Origin of the sequence: Marinobacterium aestuariivivens, from assembly GCF_042661465.1 — a bacterium.
Classification (GTDB): Bacteria; Pseudomonadota; Gammaproteobacteria; order Pseudomonadales; family Balneatricaceae; genus Marinobacterium_A; species Marinobacterium_A aestuariivivens.
On record NZ_JBHSWE010000001.1, the window covers coordinates 5,124,015 to 5,138,677 of the forward strand.

Sequence of the window (14,663 nt, forward strand, 5' to 3'; positions counted from 1 at the left end):
CGATGGCGCCGTCAGGCGAAGGGTCAGTCGGCCCTGGCCCGGACCGGCGCCGTTCAGAGGTTACTCAAGAAAAAATTAACAAGAGAGTACGAACGCCATGAATACAACCGTCATGAGCCTGCCTGGTGCGACCCGATGGAAACCGCTGCTGTTCTGCGTCCTGGTCGCTCTGGGCTTCGGCTACATCGCGCTGCAGAAACCGGACGACGAGAGTTACGGTGCCCTCAGTCTGTTGCCGTCACTGCTTATTCTGGCCACGGCCGTTGTCAGCAAGCGGCCGCTGGAATCGATCTTTGCCGGCATCGTTTCCGGCCTGCTGCTGCTCGACCCGGCCAACCTGGTCGGTGGCCTCGCCGATCTCTCCCTCGAGGTGATGATGAACGAAACCATCGTCTGGATCGTGCTGGTCTGCGGCATGATGGGAGGGCTGATCAATATGCTCGAGCGTGGCGGCAGCGTGCTCTGCTTCAGCGAGCTGCTGATCCGACGGCTGAAAAACCGGCGCCAGACGCTGCTCTGCACCTGCGCCCTGGGTCTGCTGGTGTTTATCGACGACTATCTCAATTCACTGGCGGTCTCGGCGTCGATGAAGAACCTCACCGACCGTTACCGCATCTCCCGCGAGAAGCTCGCCTACGTGGTGGACTCCACCGCCGCGCCGGTCTGCATTCTGGTGCCGGTGTCGACCTGGGCGGTCTATTTCGCCGCACTGCTGGAGGAAAACCACGCCGTGGCGTCGGGTGGCGGCATGTCGCTCTATATCGAGGCCATTCCCTACATGGCTTATGGATGGGCGGCGCTGCTGATCGTCGGTCTGGTGGTGATGGGCCTGCTGCCGGACCTCGGTCCGATGAAGGCCGCAGAACGACGCGCCCGCAACGGCCAGCCGGTGCCGGACGGTATCGCCCAGGACGGATTCGACACTGACAAGCTGCCCCGCACCTCGGCGCTGCGCGGACTGATGAATTTCCTGCTGCCGATGGCAGTGCTGGTGGCGGCCAGCGTCTGGTACGAGATCGATCTGCTCAAGGGTGCCCTGGTCGCCTCGCTGTTCACCATGGTGCTCTATTTCTGGCAGCGGCTGCTCGATTTCGGTCAGTTGGTCGATGCGATGCTGGACGGCTTCAAGGTGATGCTCTACCCCATCGCCGTCGTCGCCGCCGGCTTCATGGTCAAGGAGATCAACGATCAGCTGGGCATGACGCCCTTTATCATCGATTCCGTGGCGCCCTTCCTTTCCCGCGAAATGCTGCCTGCCATGGTTTTCACCCTGATGGCCGCCGTGGTCTTCGCCACCGGTTCGAGCTGGGGCGTTTTCGTGGTGTCGCTGCCGATCGTGATTCCGCTTGCCCAAAGCCTGGAGCTGTCGATGCCGCTGACGGTCGGCGCCCTGCTGTCGGCGTCCGCCTTCGGCAGCCATGCCTGCTTCTTCAGCGATTCGACGGTGCTGTCGTCCCAGGGGTCGGGCTGCACCACCATGGGCCATGCCATCACCCAGCTGCCCTATGCCCTGCTCGGCGGTGCCCTGGCGATACTGACCTTTCTGGTACTGGGCTTTGCGCTGAACTGAGCGCGGCCGCGATGCAACCCTTTTGCCCCGCAGCCCGTCGGTCGGGCTGCCAGCGAGAACCAAGATGACCAAGCACCATACCACTTCCTATTATGCCGCCTCCGCCAACGACACCCGCCAGCGCCCGGCGCTGGAGGGCCATGAAACGGCCGACGTCTGCGTGATCGGCGCCGGCTTTACCGGGTTGTCGAGCGCCCTTCACCTGGCCGAGAAAGGCTATCGGGTGCGGGTGCTCGAAGCCAGCCGCATCGGCTTCGGCGCCTCCGGACGCAACGGCGGCCAGATCGTCCACAGCTACAGCCGCGACCTGGACTTTATCGAACAGCACTACGGCATGGATACCGCCAACGCCATGGGCCAGATGGCCTTCGAGGGTGGCCGCATCATTCGCGACTTCGTGCAGCGCCATGACATCCGCTGCGACCTCAAGGACGGTGGTATCTTCGCCGCCTGCACCGGCAAGCAGCTGCAGGCACTCGAAAGCAAGAAATCCCTCTGGGAGCGCCACGGCCACGACCGGCTGGAGCTGCTCGATGCCGGTGGAATCCGCGCCCGGGTCGGCAGCCAGCGTTACGTCGGTGGCCTGATCGATCACAGCGGTGGCCATTTCCATCCGCTGAACCTGGTACTCGGCGAAGCGGCGGCGCTGGAATCCCTCGGCGGGGTCATTTACGAGGACTCCGCGGTCGAACGCGTGCAGGAGGGCGACAAGGTCCGGCTGTTCACGGCCCGCGGCAGCGTGACCGCGGACTTTGTCGTCGTGGCGGGCAATGCCTACCTGGGTGGCCTGATACCGCAGCTGGCGCAGAAATCGATGCCCTGCGGCACCCAGGTGATCACCACCGAACCGCTTTCACCGGAAATGCAGCGGGCCCTGCTGCCGCAGGACAACTGTGTCGAGGATTGCAACTATCTGCTCGACTATTTCCGCCTTTCCGGCGACGGGCGCCTGATCTACGGTGGCGGCGTCACCTACGGTGCCCGCGACCCGGGTCGCGTCGAGGCACTGATCCGGCCCAATATGCTGAAGACCTTCCCACAGCTTCGCGATGTCAAAGTCGATTTCGCCTGGACCGGCAATTTCCTGCTCACGCTGATGCGCCTGCCCCAGTTCGGCCGCATCGGCCGTAACATCTATTACGCCCAGGGCTACAGCGGTCATGGCATTGCCAGTTCGCACCTGGCCGGCCGCCTGATCGGTGACGCCATCGGCGGCCAGGCGGAACGCTTCGATGTCTTTGCCGGGTTGCCGCAGTACACCTTCCCGGGCGGACGCCTGTTCCGGGTACCGCTGACGGCGATGGGCGCCTGGTTCTACAGCCTGCGCGACCGTTTCGGCGTTTGACGCGACCTTCAGCCGGAACAGTCGCTTTCGAGGGTCGCCAGCATCTCGCTCCAGGTATCGAGATCGACGTCCAGCACCCGGCTGTCGAAGGCGTCGGCGCGCTGGAACGGCTGACGCTTGAGCCACTCGTTGATACAGGCCTGCTTGCTGCCCTGCTCGGCATCGAGAAAGGCCTGGCGATCGATATGCACCCCCAGCACATCGAGGCGGTCGGTCTTGAAGTTGTAGGACTTGACCAGCTGGCCGGCGCAGGCAGTGGCGCTGTCGGCGACATCGCGGCCCGGCTGCCAGCCGAGGAAGGGGGCGGGTTTGGCGCCCGGATTGGCATCAACGTGGTTCTTGAGATCCAGCAGGTGCCAGCTGTCGTTGCCGGTCGGATTGAGCAGCCGGAACGGCGTTGCGGCGGACAGGTAGACAAGGCGGTCCGAAGCGACTTCGCTGACACGCAGCGCGCCGTCGTTGCAGCGGTCGCCCCCGGCAAATAGAGCAGTGGCTCGACGATCTCCTCCCCGCCCGGCCGCATCAGCAGCCAGATCGAACTGTAAAGCCCGACGCCACCGTAATTGGTGGTCACTTCGAACAGGGTCCACTGGGTGTCGTTGGCGGAGCTGGGCCAGTGCCCGGCCACCGCATAGGCGACGAAGCCCTCTCTCAGCCCGCGGTCACTGACCACTTCGGCGGCATAGGTCAGGTCGGCGGCATCCTGCCCGGGCAGGATCTGCACAGGCTTGCTGCCCGGAAGGCCGTCGCAGGTCACCGGCGCAAAAGGGTTGTCGCTCTGCAGGGCCGCGAAAAGCTCGACGAAGCAGAGCGGATGAATGCCGGCGCCCGGGGGCTGTACCGGAACGTCTGCCTGCGCGAGGCCGAAAAGACCGCTCAATGCCAGAGCGGCAATCAAGGATCGCATGGATCACCTCCCTGACAGCCTGCGCAGTCCTGCCCCAGAGGCGGTCAGTGGTTGGGTCGGTCGGGTGTCCCTGTTTGTACAAGTGTTGTACGAAAGCGCCCAATTGGCCAGAAAACAACCGGCCCATGACATCGCAAACACTTCAAGATACGCATCCATCTCATTGTTTATTGGATGCTTTGTAACCCGTAAAGTTTAACCTATCAGCTCCAGCGGATAGCGATCCCGCAGCAGCTCTGCGACGAAGGGCGAGAGCCGCGACGCATCGCCCAGCAGGTACACCCGCTGCCGCGCCCGGGTCAGGGCCACATAAAACAGCCGCCGCTCCTCCGCCTGCTCGAAATCCTCGCCGGGCGGCAGCAGCGCCTCGAGCAGCGGATGCTCGACCTGGCCTGACGGAAAACCCCAGGGCCCGCCATCGAGCCCGAGCAGCACCACGTAATCCGCTTCCCGCCCCTTGGCGCCATGACAGGTCTGGATTTCGAACGCCAACGATGGAAAGCGCTGCTCCAGCGCCTGCCGCCGCGCCGCGTCCGGAAGACGAAACCGGTGGCGCGCCAGTATCAGCACCCGGCTTCCCGCCTCGGCCCGGCACCGGATAGCGTCGAGCACCCGCTCCAGCGCGCCATCAGCGTCTCCGGAATGACGCAGCAGCGACAGCGCCGGCTCGTCCTGCTGGCGAACCGTGGCAAGCGTTTTGCGCAACTGGTGGGGATTGCGCATCACGAAGCCGGAGGCAACCTCGTTGATGCGGTTGTTGAAGCGGAATGTAAGATCCAGCGCGCTGCAGCGGGCATCGCCGAAATAGTCGGAGAATGCGGTGGTCAGGCGGATATCGCTGCCGTTGAACCGGTAGATCGACTGCCAGTCGTCACCGACGGCGAAGAGCGAGGCACCGGTCACGGCGTTCAGGAGCGCCCTGATCAGACGGGCACGCGGCTCGGAAAGGTCCTGGAATTCATCGACCAGTACAAAGCGCCACCGGGGCCGGTAGCGTCCCTGCTCGACATAGGCCAGGGCCCTCGCGATCATGGCGTCGAAGTCGATTTCACCGCGCGCCTCGAGCTCGGCCTGGTAGGCATTCAGCAGCGGCATCAACAGTTTCAGCGTCGCTTCGAGGCGCGCGGGCTCTTCGCTGCGGTCGATCAGCCCGGGATGGTCGGACGCCTCGAGACCGGATGAGCGATAACGCCGCAGCAACTGAGCCAGAAACGAGACCTGCCGCCCCTGGCGGCGCTGTCGCCCGGGGGCAGTGGCGGCTCTGTGGGGCTCAGACATTGGCTGCTGAGGGCCTGGTGATAGCCCGGGTCGCGCAGCATCACCTCGAGGTGCCCTTCCAGCCAGCGCTCGAGCGCGCGATTCTGGGATGCCAGTGTACTGATCGCGGGGCGAGCCCCTCGACAGCGGCGATAATGCGCTGTCCCAGCGCATGGAAGGTGGTGGCGGTGACCGGGATGCCGAGCCGCTGCTGCAGACGCTGCTGCATCTCCGTCGCCGCTTCGCGGCCATAGGCCAGCAGCAGGATCTCGTGCGGCTGCGCCTGCCGGCTTGCCACCAGATAGGCGACGCGCGCAATGAGGGTACTGGTTTTGCCGGTACCGGCGCCGGCCAGCACCAGGTTGCGGTCGTCGTCGATAATGCAGGCGCGCTGCTGCGCAACCGTCAGGGGCTGGCGCTCGACGCGTGCGAACAGCGAACCGAAAGCACGCTGCTGTTGCGCAATATAGTGTTCGCGATAGCGTTCCAGCAGGCTGTTGTCGGCGGTCGCGATCTGGCGCAGGCGCCGAACCAGCGGGTCTTCCCCGGCCGATGGCGATGAGCCTTCAAAGGGTGCCAGCACCTCGTCTGCCTGCCGAGAGAGCCCCAGCCAGAGGGACTGCCTGGGGTAGCGCGACTTCAGCTGCGCCTCGATCTCCCTGAGGGTGGATTCAACCAGCGGCTGGCGGTGCGCCTGAAGCCGTGCCTCGAAAGCGCGCCAGAAGCCGCGCTTCCAGCCTGGCAGCCAGCCCAGCACGGCTGCGTGCTGCGGCAGCGACAGGCGCCGGAACAGCCAGCCCCTGTGCAGCCGGCCGTCCTGCGCGATAGCCTGCCAGTCGATCGACCGCTCGCCGTCGGACGTGAACAGCCGGAGGCCTTCCATGCCAAGTTCAAGCCGGTGCCAGTCGCAGCCCAGCAGGCGCGCCAGCCTTGGCGGGGAAATACCGGTCGCGTCGGAGCGACCCCGGTCATGGGGGGAATCGAGGTCGTCAAACCGTTGTCGCGCTCCCTGTCGAATGCTGGCGTACCCGGAGTGACAGCCCCGGGCCTGGGCAGACGTTATAGGGTGTCGCGCGACCGAACGCAAGTCAGGCCGCCGCCTGGCTTACCTGACGAATCCAGTCTTCGAGGTTGTAGTAGTTGCTGATGCGCGCGACCTTGCCGTCGCGGATATCGAAGAAGGCTCCGGCCGGCAGCCGGTATTGCTGGCCCCGTGCTTCGGGCAGCCCTTCATCGGACTTCAGGTAGGTACCCAGCACCACGAATTCGGCGGCCGCGCGGCTGCCATCGCCATTGACCATTACCTCGATATCCTCGAGTTCCTCGCGGTAGCTGCCGTTCATCCGCTCCATGAAGGCGGCGAACGCCTCCTTGCCGACTTCACGGCCGCCCTGATTGATGTCGTGAATGACATCATCGGTCAGCAGGTCGAGAAACCGCGCCATATCGCCGGCATTAAAAGCCGCATAGTAATCCTGAATCAGCTTGAGAGTCGCTTCACGCATGGCAGGGTCCTGTTTCTGAAAGGAAAATGCAGAAGCTACCACGGCGAGGAAGCGGGATTGGGCCTGGCTGCGACACCCTGCTTTGTGGAAACGTCAGTTGGCATGCGACTGAAAAAAGATGGAGGACTTAAGGGGGTGACCGGTTACGCGTGACGGAGGCACTGCCACGCCTCACGCCTCACGCCTCACATGATCCTGGCCGGCTCCGGACTGTTGTCATAGCTGCTGACCAGAAACGGATGGACATAAACGAGGTCGCCGGTAACGTCCGACTGGACGACAAAGACCTGATTGCCGGGTGCCAGATCAAGCTTTGCCAGCACCTCGTACGGGTGGTCATGGCGAAGCTGTAGCACGCCATCGTCCTCGAGGTTCGCCTCTAGACTGATGAGGTCGCCGACCCGGATTTCATGCCAGATAAAGTGGCTTTCGAGCAGGATGTCGCTCGAGCCTTCCATTTGTCTCATCGTATTACCCTGTCAAACCGGCTTGTCGGATCCCTGAACTGCGAATCGGCCCGGTCAGGTGAAGGCCTAGTACGGGCCTGGTTACAGTATGGACCAGGCCGTCCCGGGCTGCGCCGCTCAGGGCTCGACCAGCCCGTGGCGCAGTGCCAGATGCACGATTTCGGAATTGGTCTTCAGGTCGAGCTTGCGCTTGATGTTCGAACGATGGGCGTGGACCGTCTTGGGGCTGAGAAACATCTGCTCGGCTACCCGCGAGACCGGATGTCCCTCGGCCAGCAACACGAATATCTGAAGTTCCCGCGGACTCAGCACCTTGATCGGCGACGCATCGCTGCTTTCCGGATGATCCAGCTGTTCCTGGATCGAGGCGGAATAGAAGTTTTCGCCCTTGCTGACCTTCACCACCGCTTCGATCAGCTCCGCCGGGGCGCAGCGTTTGGTCAGGTAGCCCTTGACCCCGGCCCCGATCACCTGGGTCGGATAGGGCTTGGTTTCACAGCTTGTCAGCACCAGCAGCCGGGCCCGGCCATCGAATGCGAGAATGCGCCGGATCGCCTCCATGCCACCGGAGATCGAAGAGCTTTCGCCGCTGCTTTCCTGGCTCGGCATCGTGAGGTCGAGCACCACCACATCCGGCTCCGCGGCACGATACTGCTCAAACGCTTCCTGACCATTGCTGGCGCTGGCAATGATCCGGATACGTTGGTCGGATTCGAGTATACGTTGAAACCCATCCCGGACAACCGCATGATCGTCCACTAGAAGCACCCGAATAAGACTCATATTTTGCCTTTTAAAACATAAACTTGAAGATAATACTTAACGAAATCGGTCACTAAAACCCGCGCCGGATTCGGATAAAAGCGCATCGGCGCCCCGGTATGCGCCCTGGGTATCGATGTCGAGTGCGCAGGCCGAGGCCACCTCTTCGGGTCTGATATGGGCCGGCAGCGCAACCAGTTCGTCACTGTAGCCGATCAGCTGAATACCCTCCTTGCGACAATAGGAGAGTACCTTCTCCAGCGCCCGGATCACGGCTATCTGGCGATCATTGAGCCGGTCACGGGACGCCGACTGGTCGTCGCGGCGCCGACTGGTCACCTGACGCACGGCATAGCCATCGGCGTCGAGCAGCTGGAGGGTGACGCCGGTGATCTTCTCCCGCACCAGCGCACCCTTGGCCAGGGCGAACAGGGCTTCGCTGCGACAGCAGACCGCATCCTCGGCAGTACAGCGCTTGAGCGCCGCGACGACGGTGGCATAGCTGGCATCGTTCTCGAGCGTAATATCCATTTGTCTATCCAGAGAGCAGATTCCAAAATAATGCAGGGCCATCCGGAGTGCGCCGCAACGGCCGCGGCGGACGACCACTGCGCTATCAGCGGGCGAATGCCTCGCGGCGGCTTTCCAGGCGTGCCAGCTCGAGCTCGAGCTGGTGGATACGTGTCACCGAAGCGCGTTCCTGCTCCTGCAGCTGTTGCCGCAGGCGGGCATTCTCATCGGCCAGGCGGTCGTTGCTGGCCTGCACGCGCTTGGCCTCCTCCTCCTGAATGCGCAGCCGGACCCTTGCATCCAGCAGTTCTTCGGTATCCAGACCGCCGGCATCGCGATGCTGCAGCCGCTCATGCTGCTTCAGCAGCCGTGCCTTGTCCTCGTTGTCCGATACCAGCCGAATGATGCGCTCTTCAAGGCGCAGTCTTTCGCCCTGGGACTCGTCCAGCTGAGCCGACAGCTGCTCATTGCGTTCGAGCAAGCGGGCATTCTGCTCCTGCAACTGGCGCACCTCGGCACCGCGACTGCGGTCGTCCCGCTGCAGCTGTTCCAGGCGCTCGCGGTAATCGGCCTCCAGTGTTCTGCACTGTTCGCCGAAGCGCTGCTCGGCATAGGCAAGCGCCTGGTCCCAGAGCTTGCCTGCCGCCGCCAGCACGGGCTCCGGCAGCTCCGGGTGCTGATTGCGACGGCTGACGCGCTCGCCCAGCGATTGCCACCAGTCTCCCAGCGCCTTGTTGATGGTGGTGAGACTACCGCTGCCGATCAGATCGCGCACATTCTGTTGCGTAGGCTTTACCCCCGCTCCAGCAGCTGATCCGCGGCGACGAAGACTTTTTGTCGTGTATCGGAACCCGGCTTCATATCAAAAAATACAGTGTACGTATTATTCGGAACGTTTCCTGACCTGCGATGCCGTAGAGACAGACACAGGGCCAACAGATTCAGCAGGATAACCTAAAGTCGCTGCAGCGTCGCCAGAAGATAACAAAAGACGCAGCGACTGTACCCTGGTCGGTATCAGGCTTGGGGTAAAGGGTAGAAGACAGGCGTCTGGCGCCAGGACATATAGAGCGGGCAGGTGCCGTTGATGGCAGAAACGAAGCTCGAATGGAGGCTGGAGTCGGAATCGAACCGGCGTACACGGAGTTGCAGTCCGCTGCATGACCACTCTGCCATCCAGCCCTCGAGGCGCTGCATAATACAGTATTGGCGGCGCAGGTCAACCGCGATGGCGGCGATCATCTATGCTAACCATGAGCACAGCCAGTCAGGAGAGAGCCTATGGCCATCAGAGCAGCCATCAATGGATACGGACGCATCGGTCGCAACATCCTCAGGGCGCTTTACGAGTCCGGTCGAACTGACCAGATTCAGATTGTCGCCATCAACGATCTCGGCGACACCGCCATCAACGCCCACCTGACGCGCTTCGACTCCGTCCATGGTCCTTTTGGTCATTCGGTATCGATCGAGGATCAGCAGATGGTGATCGCAGGCGACGCTATCGCAATCTACAGCGAGCCGGATCCGCACAGGCTGTCCTGGGGCGATCTGGATATCGACCTGGTATTCGAGTGCACGGGACGCTTCACGAACCGGGGGCTGCCGCCATACACCTCGACCGGGGTGCGCGCAAGGTAATCATCTCGGCACCCGCCGCCGATGCCGACGCCACCATCGTTTACGGGGTCAATCACCGTCGCCTGCAGTCGACGGACCGCATCATATCCAATGCCTCCTGCACCACCAACTGCCTGGCCCCGCTTGCAAGCGTACTGCACGAAAAGGTCGGCATCATCGAAGGGTTGATGACGACGATCCATTCATACACCAACGACCAGCACCTGACGGACGTCTATCACAAGGACCCCTACCGCGCACGGTCGGCCACCCAATCGATGATTCCGACGAAAACCGGCGCGGCCGAAGCCGTGGGCCTTGTGCTGCCGGAGCTCGCGGGCAGGCTCACGGGCCTTGCGGTCAGGGTGCCGACGATCAACGTGTCGCTGCTCGATCTGAGCTTTATGCCCGAGCGGGCAGTGACCACTGGCGAGATCAATTGCCTGATGCGCGATGCCGCCAACGGCGACATGAAGGGCATTGTGCGTTGCAACGAGCTGCCGCTGGTCTCGGTCGACTTCAATCACGATCCCGCCTCCTGCATCTTCGACTGCACCCAGACCCGCACGCTCGATCAGATGGTCAAGGTCTTCGCCTGGTACGACAACGAATGGGGGTTCTCGAACCGGATGATCGATACCGCGTTGGCGGCGATGGAGAACGGGTGACGCCATTGGTCCCGTACCGACACGGGATGACCGGGCCTGTCGCCACCTGCATCTAGGGAAAAAGCCCGGCCGGGCGCTATGACTGTCGCGACCGGCCGGGCAATAGGCGCTGTGATTCAGACCGCCGCCAGAACCCCTTTGAAGTAGCCTTCAAGACCAGCAAAGTCGTCCAGCGGCAGCACCTCGGCGACGTACTGATCGGGGCGCACGATGACGATGCAGCCCTTCTCCTTGTCGATGCCGCGCATCTCATAGATGTTCTTGCCGCCACCGGACGATTCCGGTCGCTTGTCCACGCAGAAAACCTTCTCGTGGTCCTGCAGGCCGTACCTGCCCTTGGGAGGCATCAGAACCGGGTGCAGGCTGCCGGTCTCGATCGACTGGTGATGCTGCTGGAAGACCGCACGCACATCGATCACGGCATCCGGGTCCGACTTGACGGGTGTGTACTTCTTCAGCGGTGAGCTGGCGTCGTTCTGCAGGTAGTCGCAGAGCGCCTTGACACCACAGTCATCGGACATGGCTTCGACATTACCGGCAAAGGCAAAGATGCGGTATGCGCCGTTGGCTGTGATGCAATGCCCCAGCTGCATCGGCCTGGCGTCGCAATGGCGTATGACGGGCGCAGAGTGGAAACGTTTGCCAACGGTCAGGCCTTTCGCAAGGTCCTGGTGACCACCCTCACCGACCATAATCGATGGCTTGTACTGGATTGAGACCCCGGCGGTATACTGGCCAAAAAGTTGGAAGTAGCGCTGGAACTCGGCGGGATCAACCCCATCCGGGTTCTCGGCGGACTTCGGCTTGGCGCTGAACATCCTGGAGAACTCCCGGTCGAAATCGATCAGCGCCTGACCATATTCATGACGTTCTGCCGAGTAGGTTTTGAGAATCCCGGGCCCGGCACGGCCGGTCAGTACGTGCGCCAGCTTCCAGCCAAGGTTCCAGGTATCCATCACCGAGGTGTTCAGCCCCTGCCCCGCCTTGGGGCTGTGGGTGTGGCAGGCGTCACCGGCGAGGAATACATGTGCCGGGCGACCCTCTGCGGAATCGTCAAATGCAGTGGTGATACGCTGGCCAATCTCGTAAACACTCCACCAGGCAACCTCTTTCACATCGACCGTATAGGGCTGCATGATGCGGTTGGCGGCCGCGACCAGCACGTCGGGGCTCATCTGGTCGCGTGCGACGCGCTCGTTTTCCCTGAGCTTGTCCAGCTCGATGTACAGACGGACCATGTAACCACCCTCACGCGGGATGATCAGCATGTTGCCTTCGTTGTTCGAATGGATCAGAGACTTCAGGCGGATATCCGGAAAATCGGTATTGAGCAGAACGTCCATGACGCCCCAGGCCTGGTTCAGAGCATCGCCCACCAGCTCCTTGCCAATAGCCGTGCGAACGCTTGAACGGGCACCATCGCAGCCAACCACGTACCTGGCTTTAACCGTCTCGATCTCCTGAGAGTACTGTGAATAGTTCACCAGACGCTCGAACTTCAGGGTAACCGGGTACTCGCCGCCATCCGGGTCGACTTCAAGACCCAGCAGCTTGCGCTGGTAGTGAGGCACGATCTTGCCGGGGCCCTGACGCATCACATCGAGGAACATATCGTGCACACGTGCCTGGTTGATGATCAGGTGAGGCATCTCCGACAGATCGTCCGCCACGTCCTGAACCTTGCCGCTACGCGCGATCTGATTCGGCTTGTCTGCATCCGGTTTCCAGAAAGCGGCTTCGCTGACCTGGTAGGCTTCCTGCCTGATCTGATCCGCGAAGCCGTAGGCCTGGAACATTTCCATCGTGCGACAGGCGATACCATCCGCCTGGCCTACCAGCAGACGGTCGTCCTTCTGGTCGACGATGGCGACCTTGATGTCGCCGAACTGTGACAGCTGTGCCGCGAGGTTGAGACCGGCCGGACCGCAACCGACGATCAGGACGTCAACTGCTTCGGGAAGGGGGCGCTTAATCGGTGGCGGTACGACGCGATCCTGAGGGTCGTCGAAACGGGGGTCGCCGGGATGAAAACCGTTGAGATGAAACTGCATGTCGTGGCTCCTCTTGTTTTTTGTAACCTTATACAATCCTTGATATAAGTAAAAATTGGTTTTTATCTTAAGACTAAAAGAATTTGCATACATGAACCCCAACCTGTTGAAGCAATTGGCCATCGTCGTCAAGCAGGGTTCCCTCAGCCGCGCCTGCGAGCAGCTGTACATCACTCAGCCAACGCTTACGCGCGCGATTCAGCAGATAGAGGCCAAGGTCGGAGCACCTGTGCTGACACGCACCAGGTACGGTGTGGCACCGACTGAAATCGGCGCCCGGCTGGCCCGGATCGGCGAGCGCATACTGGCCGAGTCAGAGCATGGCGAGGAGGTCATCCGCCAGTGGCACAGTGGCTATCAAAGCGAGTTCGCGATCGGCATCGATCCGCTCTGGGAGTTCGCGACCTTTAAGAGCCTGACCGAAAGCCTGTTGCGGGAGAGACGTTATGTCTTTCATCTGCGCACCGGGTCGGCATCGGTACAGATGAGACTGATGCAGGAGGGGCAGCTGGATTTCCTGCTGGCGCCGGCTCATTTGAGCGTCGCCCAGGGCGCCCTGGCGCGCAAGCTGCTGTTCCGGGACCGCTCGGGCGTCTTCGCCGGCAAAAAATCGAGCCTGGCCGGTACCCGACAGCCGGTATCTCGCGAGGTGCTGGAGCAGCAGAACTGGATGATCGCGGGTGCCAGCGCCGGATTTCTCGATGGCCGGGGAGCTGGCCGGCCCCACGGCGGCGCGCATGGCCTTTACCGGCAGTATCCGCTCGGTCCTGCACCTGCTCGACACCACCGACATGCTGGTGCGTCTGCCGGCGCGACTGGCACTGATGACCGGCGAGGTCGCGCCCGGGCAGCTGATCGAGGTGGAGGGCCGGCCTGGACCGCGGCGCGATATCGCGCTCTGGTCACAGCTCGAGCATGACGAACGGCCGGAGTTCGTGAAGGTCCGGGAACTGATCAGCGAGTTCGTGACGCGACTGGATCGCGAAGCGCCGACCTTTGGTCTGGCGCTGTGACGGGTCCGCGGGCTAGAGTGGCGACCACTACTACGCCTTGGGGATTGATCATGGCTTATAGGGACTGGGCGTCCGTCGCTTCGGCCTGGATAACGTGGATCTCGGCCGCTTGCTCCTTTTTACCGGCGAAGATCTCGGCGTAACGCAGGGTGGCCTGGGCGTGTTCCCGCATGATGCCTTCGGCCCGGGCACCCTGACGATGATCGATGGCATCGAATACGGCGTGATGCTGCATATGGGCGAAATTGAAGCGCCTGTACTCGCGTTCGAGATTGTTGCGGTCGACGGTCAGTGAACTGACCGAGGCGAAAGGCAGATGCTCGTTGCGACTCAGTGCCGAACTGATGGCGGGATTGCCACTCGCCTCGATGATCAGGGCATGAAAGCGCCGGTTCAGATCGTGATAGGTCTCCAGGTCTTCCTCGGTGACATGGCCCTTTTCGAACAGGGTGTCGCCCAAGGCGAGGGATTCCAGCAGTCCTTTGCGCTGCTCCGGGGACAGCCCGCGCTCGGCAGCCTGGCGGGCGGCCAGCCCCTCGAGCACGCCACGCACTTCGACGGCGCCGCCGACCTCCTCGGGCGTCACTTCGCGCACCCGGTATCCCCGCCGCTCCAGCTTGGTCAGCAGCCCTTCCTGCTCCAGCGCCCGGAAGGCGATACGCACCGGCGTGCGGGAGACCCCCAGCCGCTCGGCCGTTGGAATCTCGGCCACCCTTTCACCGGCGGCCATCTCGCCGGAAATGATCATCTGTCGCAATGTGCTCAGCACACGCTGCCCTGCTTTGCTCATACAAAACCTCATGCCCCGGGAAGTCTGGATACATTAAGACCGACGTTGTCTCCAGAGCATATCATACTGGATCCAATCAGGCTCGATCGGGGTGCATCGACTGGCTGTCGCCAAGGCCGTTGGGAGATGGCGCTTAGGGACGAAATCCCTATAACGGGGCTATAAAGCCGGATTGAAGTCGATATATAGCTATTTCTT

Annotated in this window: 14 protein-coding genes, 1 tRNA gene and 3 pseudogenes; 6 read left to right on the top strand and 12 right to left on the bottom strand. The window is 62.3% G+C overall.

Annotated features, from left to right (window positions below; genetic code table 11):
* The first annotated feature begins 97 nt into the window (after nt 1–97).
* Nucleotides 98–1,570, top strand: a complete 1,473-nt coding sequence (locus tag ACFQDL_RS26840; protein WP_379911670.1) for a Na+/H+ antiporter NhaC family protein — start codon at nt 98–100, stop codon at nt 1,568–1,570.
* 64 nt (nt 1,571–1,634) lie between these two features.
* A complete protein-coding gene (locus tag ACFQDL_RS26845; protein ID WP_379911671.1) occupies nt 1,635–2,915 on the top strand; it encodes an NAD(P)/FAD-dependent oxidoreductase in 1,281 nt (426 codons plus the stop codon).
* Between the two features lie 8 nt (nt 2,916–2,923).
* Here the strand turns inward: ACFQDL_RS26845 and ACFQDL_RS26850 are convergent, their stop codons facing one another.
* Entirely contained in the window at nt 2,924–3,505 is a 582-nt protein-coding gene (locus ACFQDL_RS26850) for a hypothetical protein (RefSeq protein ID WP_379911672.1), read from the bottom strand.
* Between the two features lie 26 nt (nt 3,506–3,531).
* Between ACFQDL_RS26850 and ACFQDL_RS26855 the strand changes: the two genes are divergently transcribed.
* The gene (locus tag ACFQDL_RS26855) at nt 3,532–3,837 is read left to right on the top strand and encodes a hypothetical protein (RefSeq protein WP_379911673.1); all 306 of its coding nucleotides are present in this window, start codon (nt 3,532–3,534) and stop codon (nt 3,835–3,837) included.
* A 180-nt stretch (nt 3,838–4,017) separates the two neighbouring features.
* On the opposite strand, the gene ACFQDL_RS26860 is transcribed toward ACFQDL_RS26855, so the two are convergent.
* The 8 genes and pseudogenes from ACFQDL_RS26860 to ACFQDL_RS26895 form a co-directional block, all read right to left on the bottom strand.
* Nucleotides 4,018–5,100, bottom strand: coding sequence for a UvrD-helicase domain-containing protein (locus tag ACFQDL_RS26860; protein ID WP_379911674.1), 1,083 nt, complete (start codon nt 5,098–5,100; stop codon nt 4,018–4,020).
* Between the two features lie 40 nt (nt 5,101–5,140).
* Nucleotides 5,141–5,962 (bottom strand): UvrD-helicase domain-containing protein, encoded by an 822-nt coding sequence (locus tag ACFQDL_RS26865; RefSeq protein WP_379911675.1) that lies wholly within the window; start codon nt 5,960–5,962, stop codon nt 5,141–5,143.
* 205 nt (nt 5,963–6,167) lie between these two features.
* A complete protein-coding gene (locus ACFQDL_RS26870; protein ID WP_379911676.1) occupies nt 6,168–6,584 on the bottom strand; it encodes a ketosteroid isomerase-related protein in 417 nt (138 codons plus the stop codon).
* 185 nt (nt 6,585–6,769) lie between these two features.
* Complete coding sequence (locus ACFQDL_RS26875; protein WP_379911677.1) at nt 6,770–7,051, bottom strand: hypothetical protein; 282 nt, start codon at nt 7,049–7,051, stop codon at nt 6,770–6,772.
* A 117-nt stretch (nt 7,052–7,168) separates the two neighbouring features.
* Nucleotides 7,169–7,834: a response regulator gene (locus ACFQDL_RS26880; RefSeq protein ID WP_379911678.1), complete on the bottom strand. Its 666-nt coding sequence runs from the start codon at nt 7,832–7,834 to the stop codon at nt 7,169–7,171.
* Between the two features lie 36 nt (nt 7,835–7,870).
* The gene (locus ACFQDL_RS26885) at nt 7,871–8,344 is read right to left on the bottom strand and encodes a response regulator (RefSeq protein ID WP_379911679.1); all 474 of its coding nucleotides are present in this window, start codon (nt 8,342–8,344) and stop codon (nt 7,871–7,873) included.
* An 85-nt stretch (nt 8,345–8,429) separates the two neighbouring features.
* Nucleotides 8,430–9,116, bottom strand: a pseudogene (locus ACFQDL_RS26890) (DNA-binding protein); the annotation flags it as partial.
* A 315-nt stretch (nt 9,117–9,431) separates the two neighbouring features.
* Nucleotides 9,432–9,505 (bottom strand) — tRNA-Cys (locus ACFQDL_RS26895).
* A 99-nt stretch (nt 9,506–9,604) separates the two neighbouring features.
* On the opposite strand from ACFQDL_RS26895, the pseudogene gap reads away from it, so the two are divergent.
* A pseudogene (gap, locus tag ACFQDL_RS26900) lies at nt 9,605–10,611 on the top strand (type I glyceraldehyde-3-phosphate dehydrogenase).
* 116 nt (nt 10,612–10,727) lie between these two features.
* Here gap and ACFQDL_RS26905 read toward each other — a convergent pair.
* Nucleotides 10,728–12,785: an FAD-dependent monooxygenase gene (locus tag ACFQDL_RS26905; RefSeq protein WP_379913379.1), complete on the bottom strand. Its 2,058-nt coding sequence runs from the start codon at nt 12,783–12,785 to the stop codon at nt 10,728–10,730.
* Here ACFQDL_RS26905 and ACFQDL_RS26910 point away from each other — a divergent pair.
* Nucleotides 12,754–12,876 (top strand): annotated as a pseudogene (locus ACFQDL_RS26910) (helix-turn-helix domain-containing protein); the annotation flags it as partial. The gene ACFQDL_RS26905 and the pseudogene ACFQDL_RS26910 overlap by 32 nt on opposite strands.
* Nucleotides 12,877–12,975: 99 nt before the next feature.
* Here ACFQDL_RS26910 and ACFQDL_RS26915 read toward each other — a convergent pair.
* Complete coding sequence (locus tag ACFQDL_RS26915) at nt 12,976–13,401, bottom strand: hypothetical protein (RefSeq protein ID WP_379913517.1); 426 nt, start codon at nt 13,399–13,401, stop codon at nt 12,976–12,978.
* On the opposite strand from ACFQDL_RS26915, the gene ACFQDL_RS26920 reads away from it, so the two are divergent.
* The gene (locus ACFQDL_RS26920) at nt 13,364–13,675 is read left to right on the top strand and encodes a hypothetical protein (RefSeq protein ID WP_379913519.1); all 312 of its coding nucleotides are present in this window, start codon (nt 13,364–13,366) and stop codon (nt 13,673–13,675) included. The two genes, ACFQDL_RS26915 and ACFQDL_RS26920, sit on opposite strands and share 38 nt — an antisense overlap.
* A 55-nt stretch (nt 13,676–13,730) precedes the next feature.
* Here the strand turns inward: ACFQDL_RS26920 and ACFQDL_RS26925 are convergent, their stop codons facing one another.
* The gene (locus tag ACFQDL_RS26925; protein WP_379911680.1) at nt 13,731–14,465 is read right to left on the bottom strand and encodes a GntR family transcriptional regulator; all 735 of its coding nucleotides are present in this window, start codon (nt 14,463–14,465) and stop codon (nt 13,731–13,733) included.
* Nucleotides 14,466–14,663 lie beyond the last annotated feature (198 nt).

Coding starts and splice junctions, on each gene's coding strand:
- ACFQDL_RS26840 (WP_379911670.1), top strand. CDS start 98: ATGAATACAACCGTCATGAGCCTGCCTGGTGCGACCCGATGGAAACCG.
- ACFQDL_RS26845 (WP_379911671.1), top strand. CDS start 1,635: ATGACCAAGCACCATACCACTTCCTATTATGCCGCCTCCGCCAACGAC.
- ACFQDL_RS26860 (WP_379911674.1), bottom strand. CDS start 5,100: ATGTCTGAGCCCCACAGAGCCGCCACTGCCCCCGGGCGACAGCGCCGC.
- ACFQDL_RS26865 (WP_379911675.1), bottom strand. CDS start 5,962: ATGGAAGGCCTCCGGCTGTTCACGTCCGACGGCGAGCGGTCGATCGAC.
- ACFQDL_RS26870 (WP_379911676.1), bottom strand. CDS start 6,584: ATGCGTGAAGCGACTCTCAAGCTGATTCAGGATTACTATGCGGCTTTT.
- ACFQDL_RS26875 (WP_379911677.1), bottom strand. CDS start 7,051: ATGAGACAAATGGAAGGCTCGAGCGACATCCTGCTCGAAAGCCACTTT.
- ACFQDL_RS26880 (WP_379911678.1), bottom strand. CDS start 7,834: ATGAGTCTTATTCGGGTGCTTCTAGTGGACGATCATGCGGTTGTCCGG.
- ACFQDL_RS26885 (WP_379911679.1), bottom strand. CDS start 8,344: ATGGATATTACGCTCGAGAACGATGCCAGCTATGCCACCGTCGTCGCG.
- ACFQDL_RS26905 (WP_379913379.1), bottom strand. CDS start 12,785: ATGGCCAATTGCTTCAACAGGTTGGGGTTCATGTATGCAAATTCTTTT.
- ACFQDL_RS26920 (WP_379913519.1), top strand. CDS start 13,364: ATGGCCGGGGAGCTGGCCGGCCCCACGGCGGCGCGCATGGCCTTTACC.
- ACFQDL_RS26915 (WP_379913517.1), bottom strand. CDS start 13,401: ATGCGCGCCGCCGTGGGGCCGGCCAGCTCCCCGGCCATCGAGAAATCC.
- ACFQDL_RS26925 (WP_379911680.1), bottom strand. CDS start 14,465: ATGAGCAAAGCAGGGCAGCGTGTGCTGAGCACATTGCGACAGATGATC.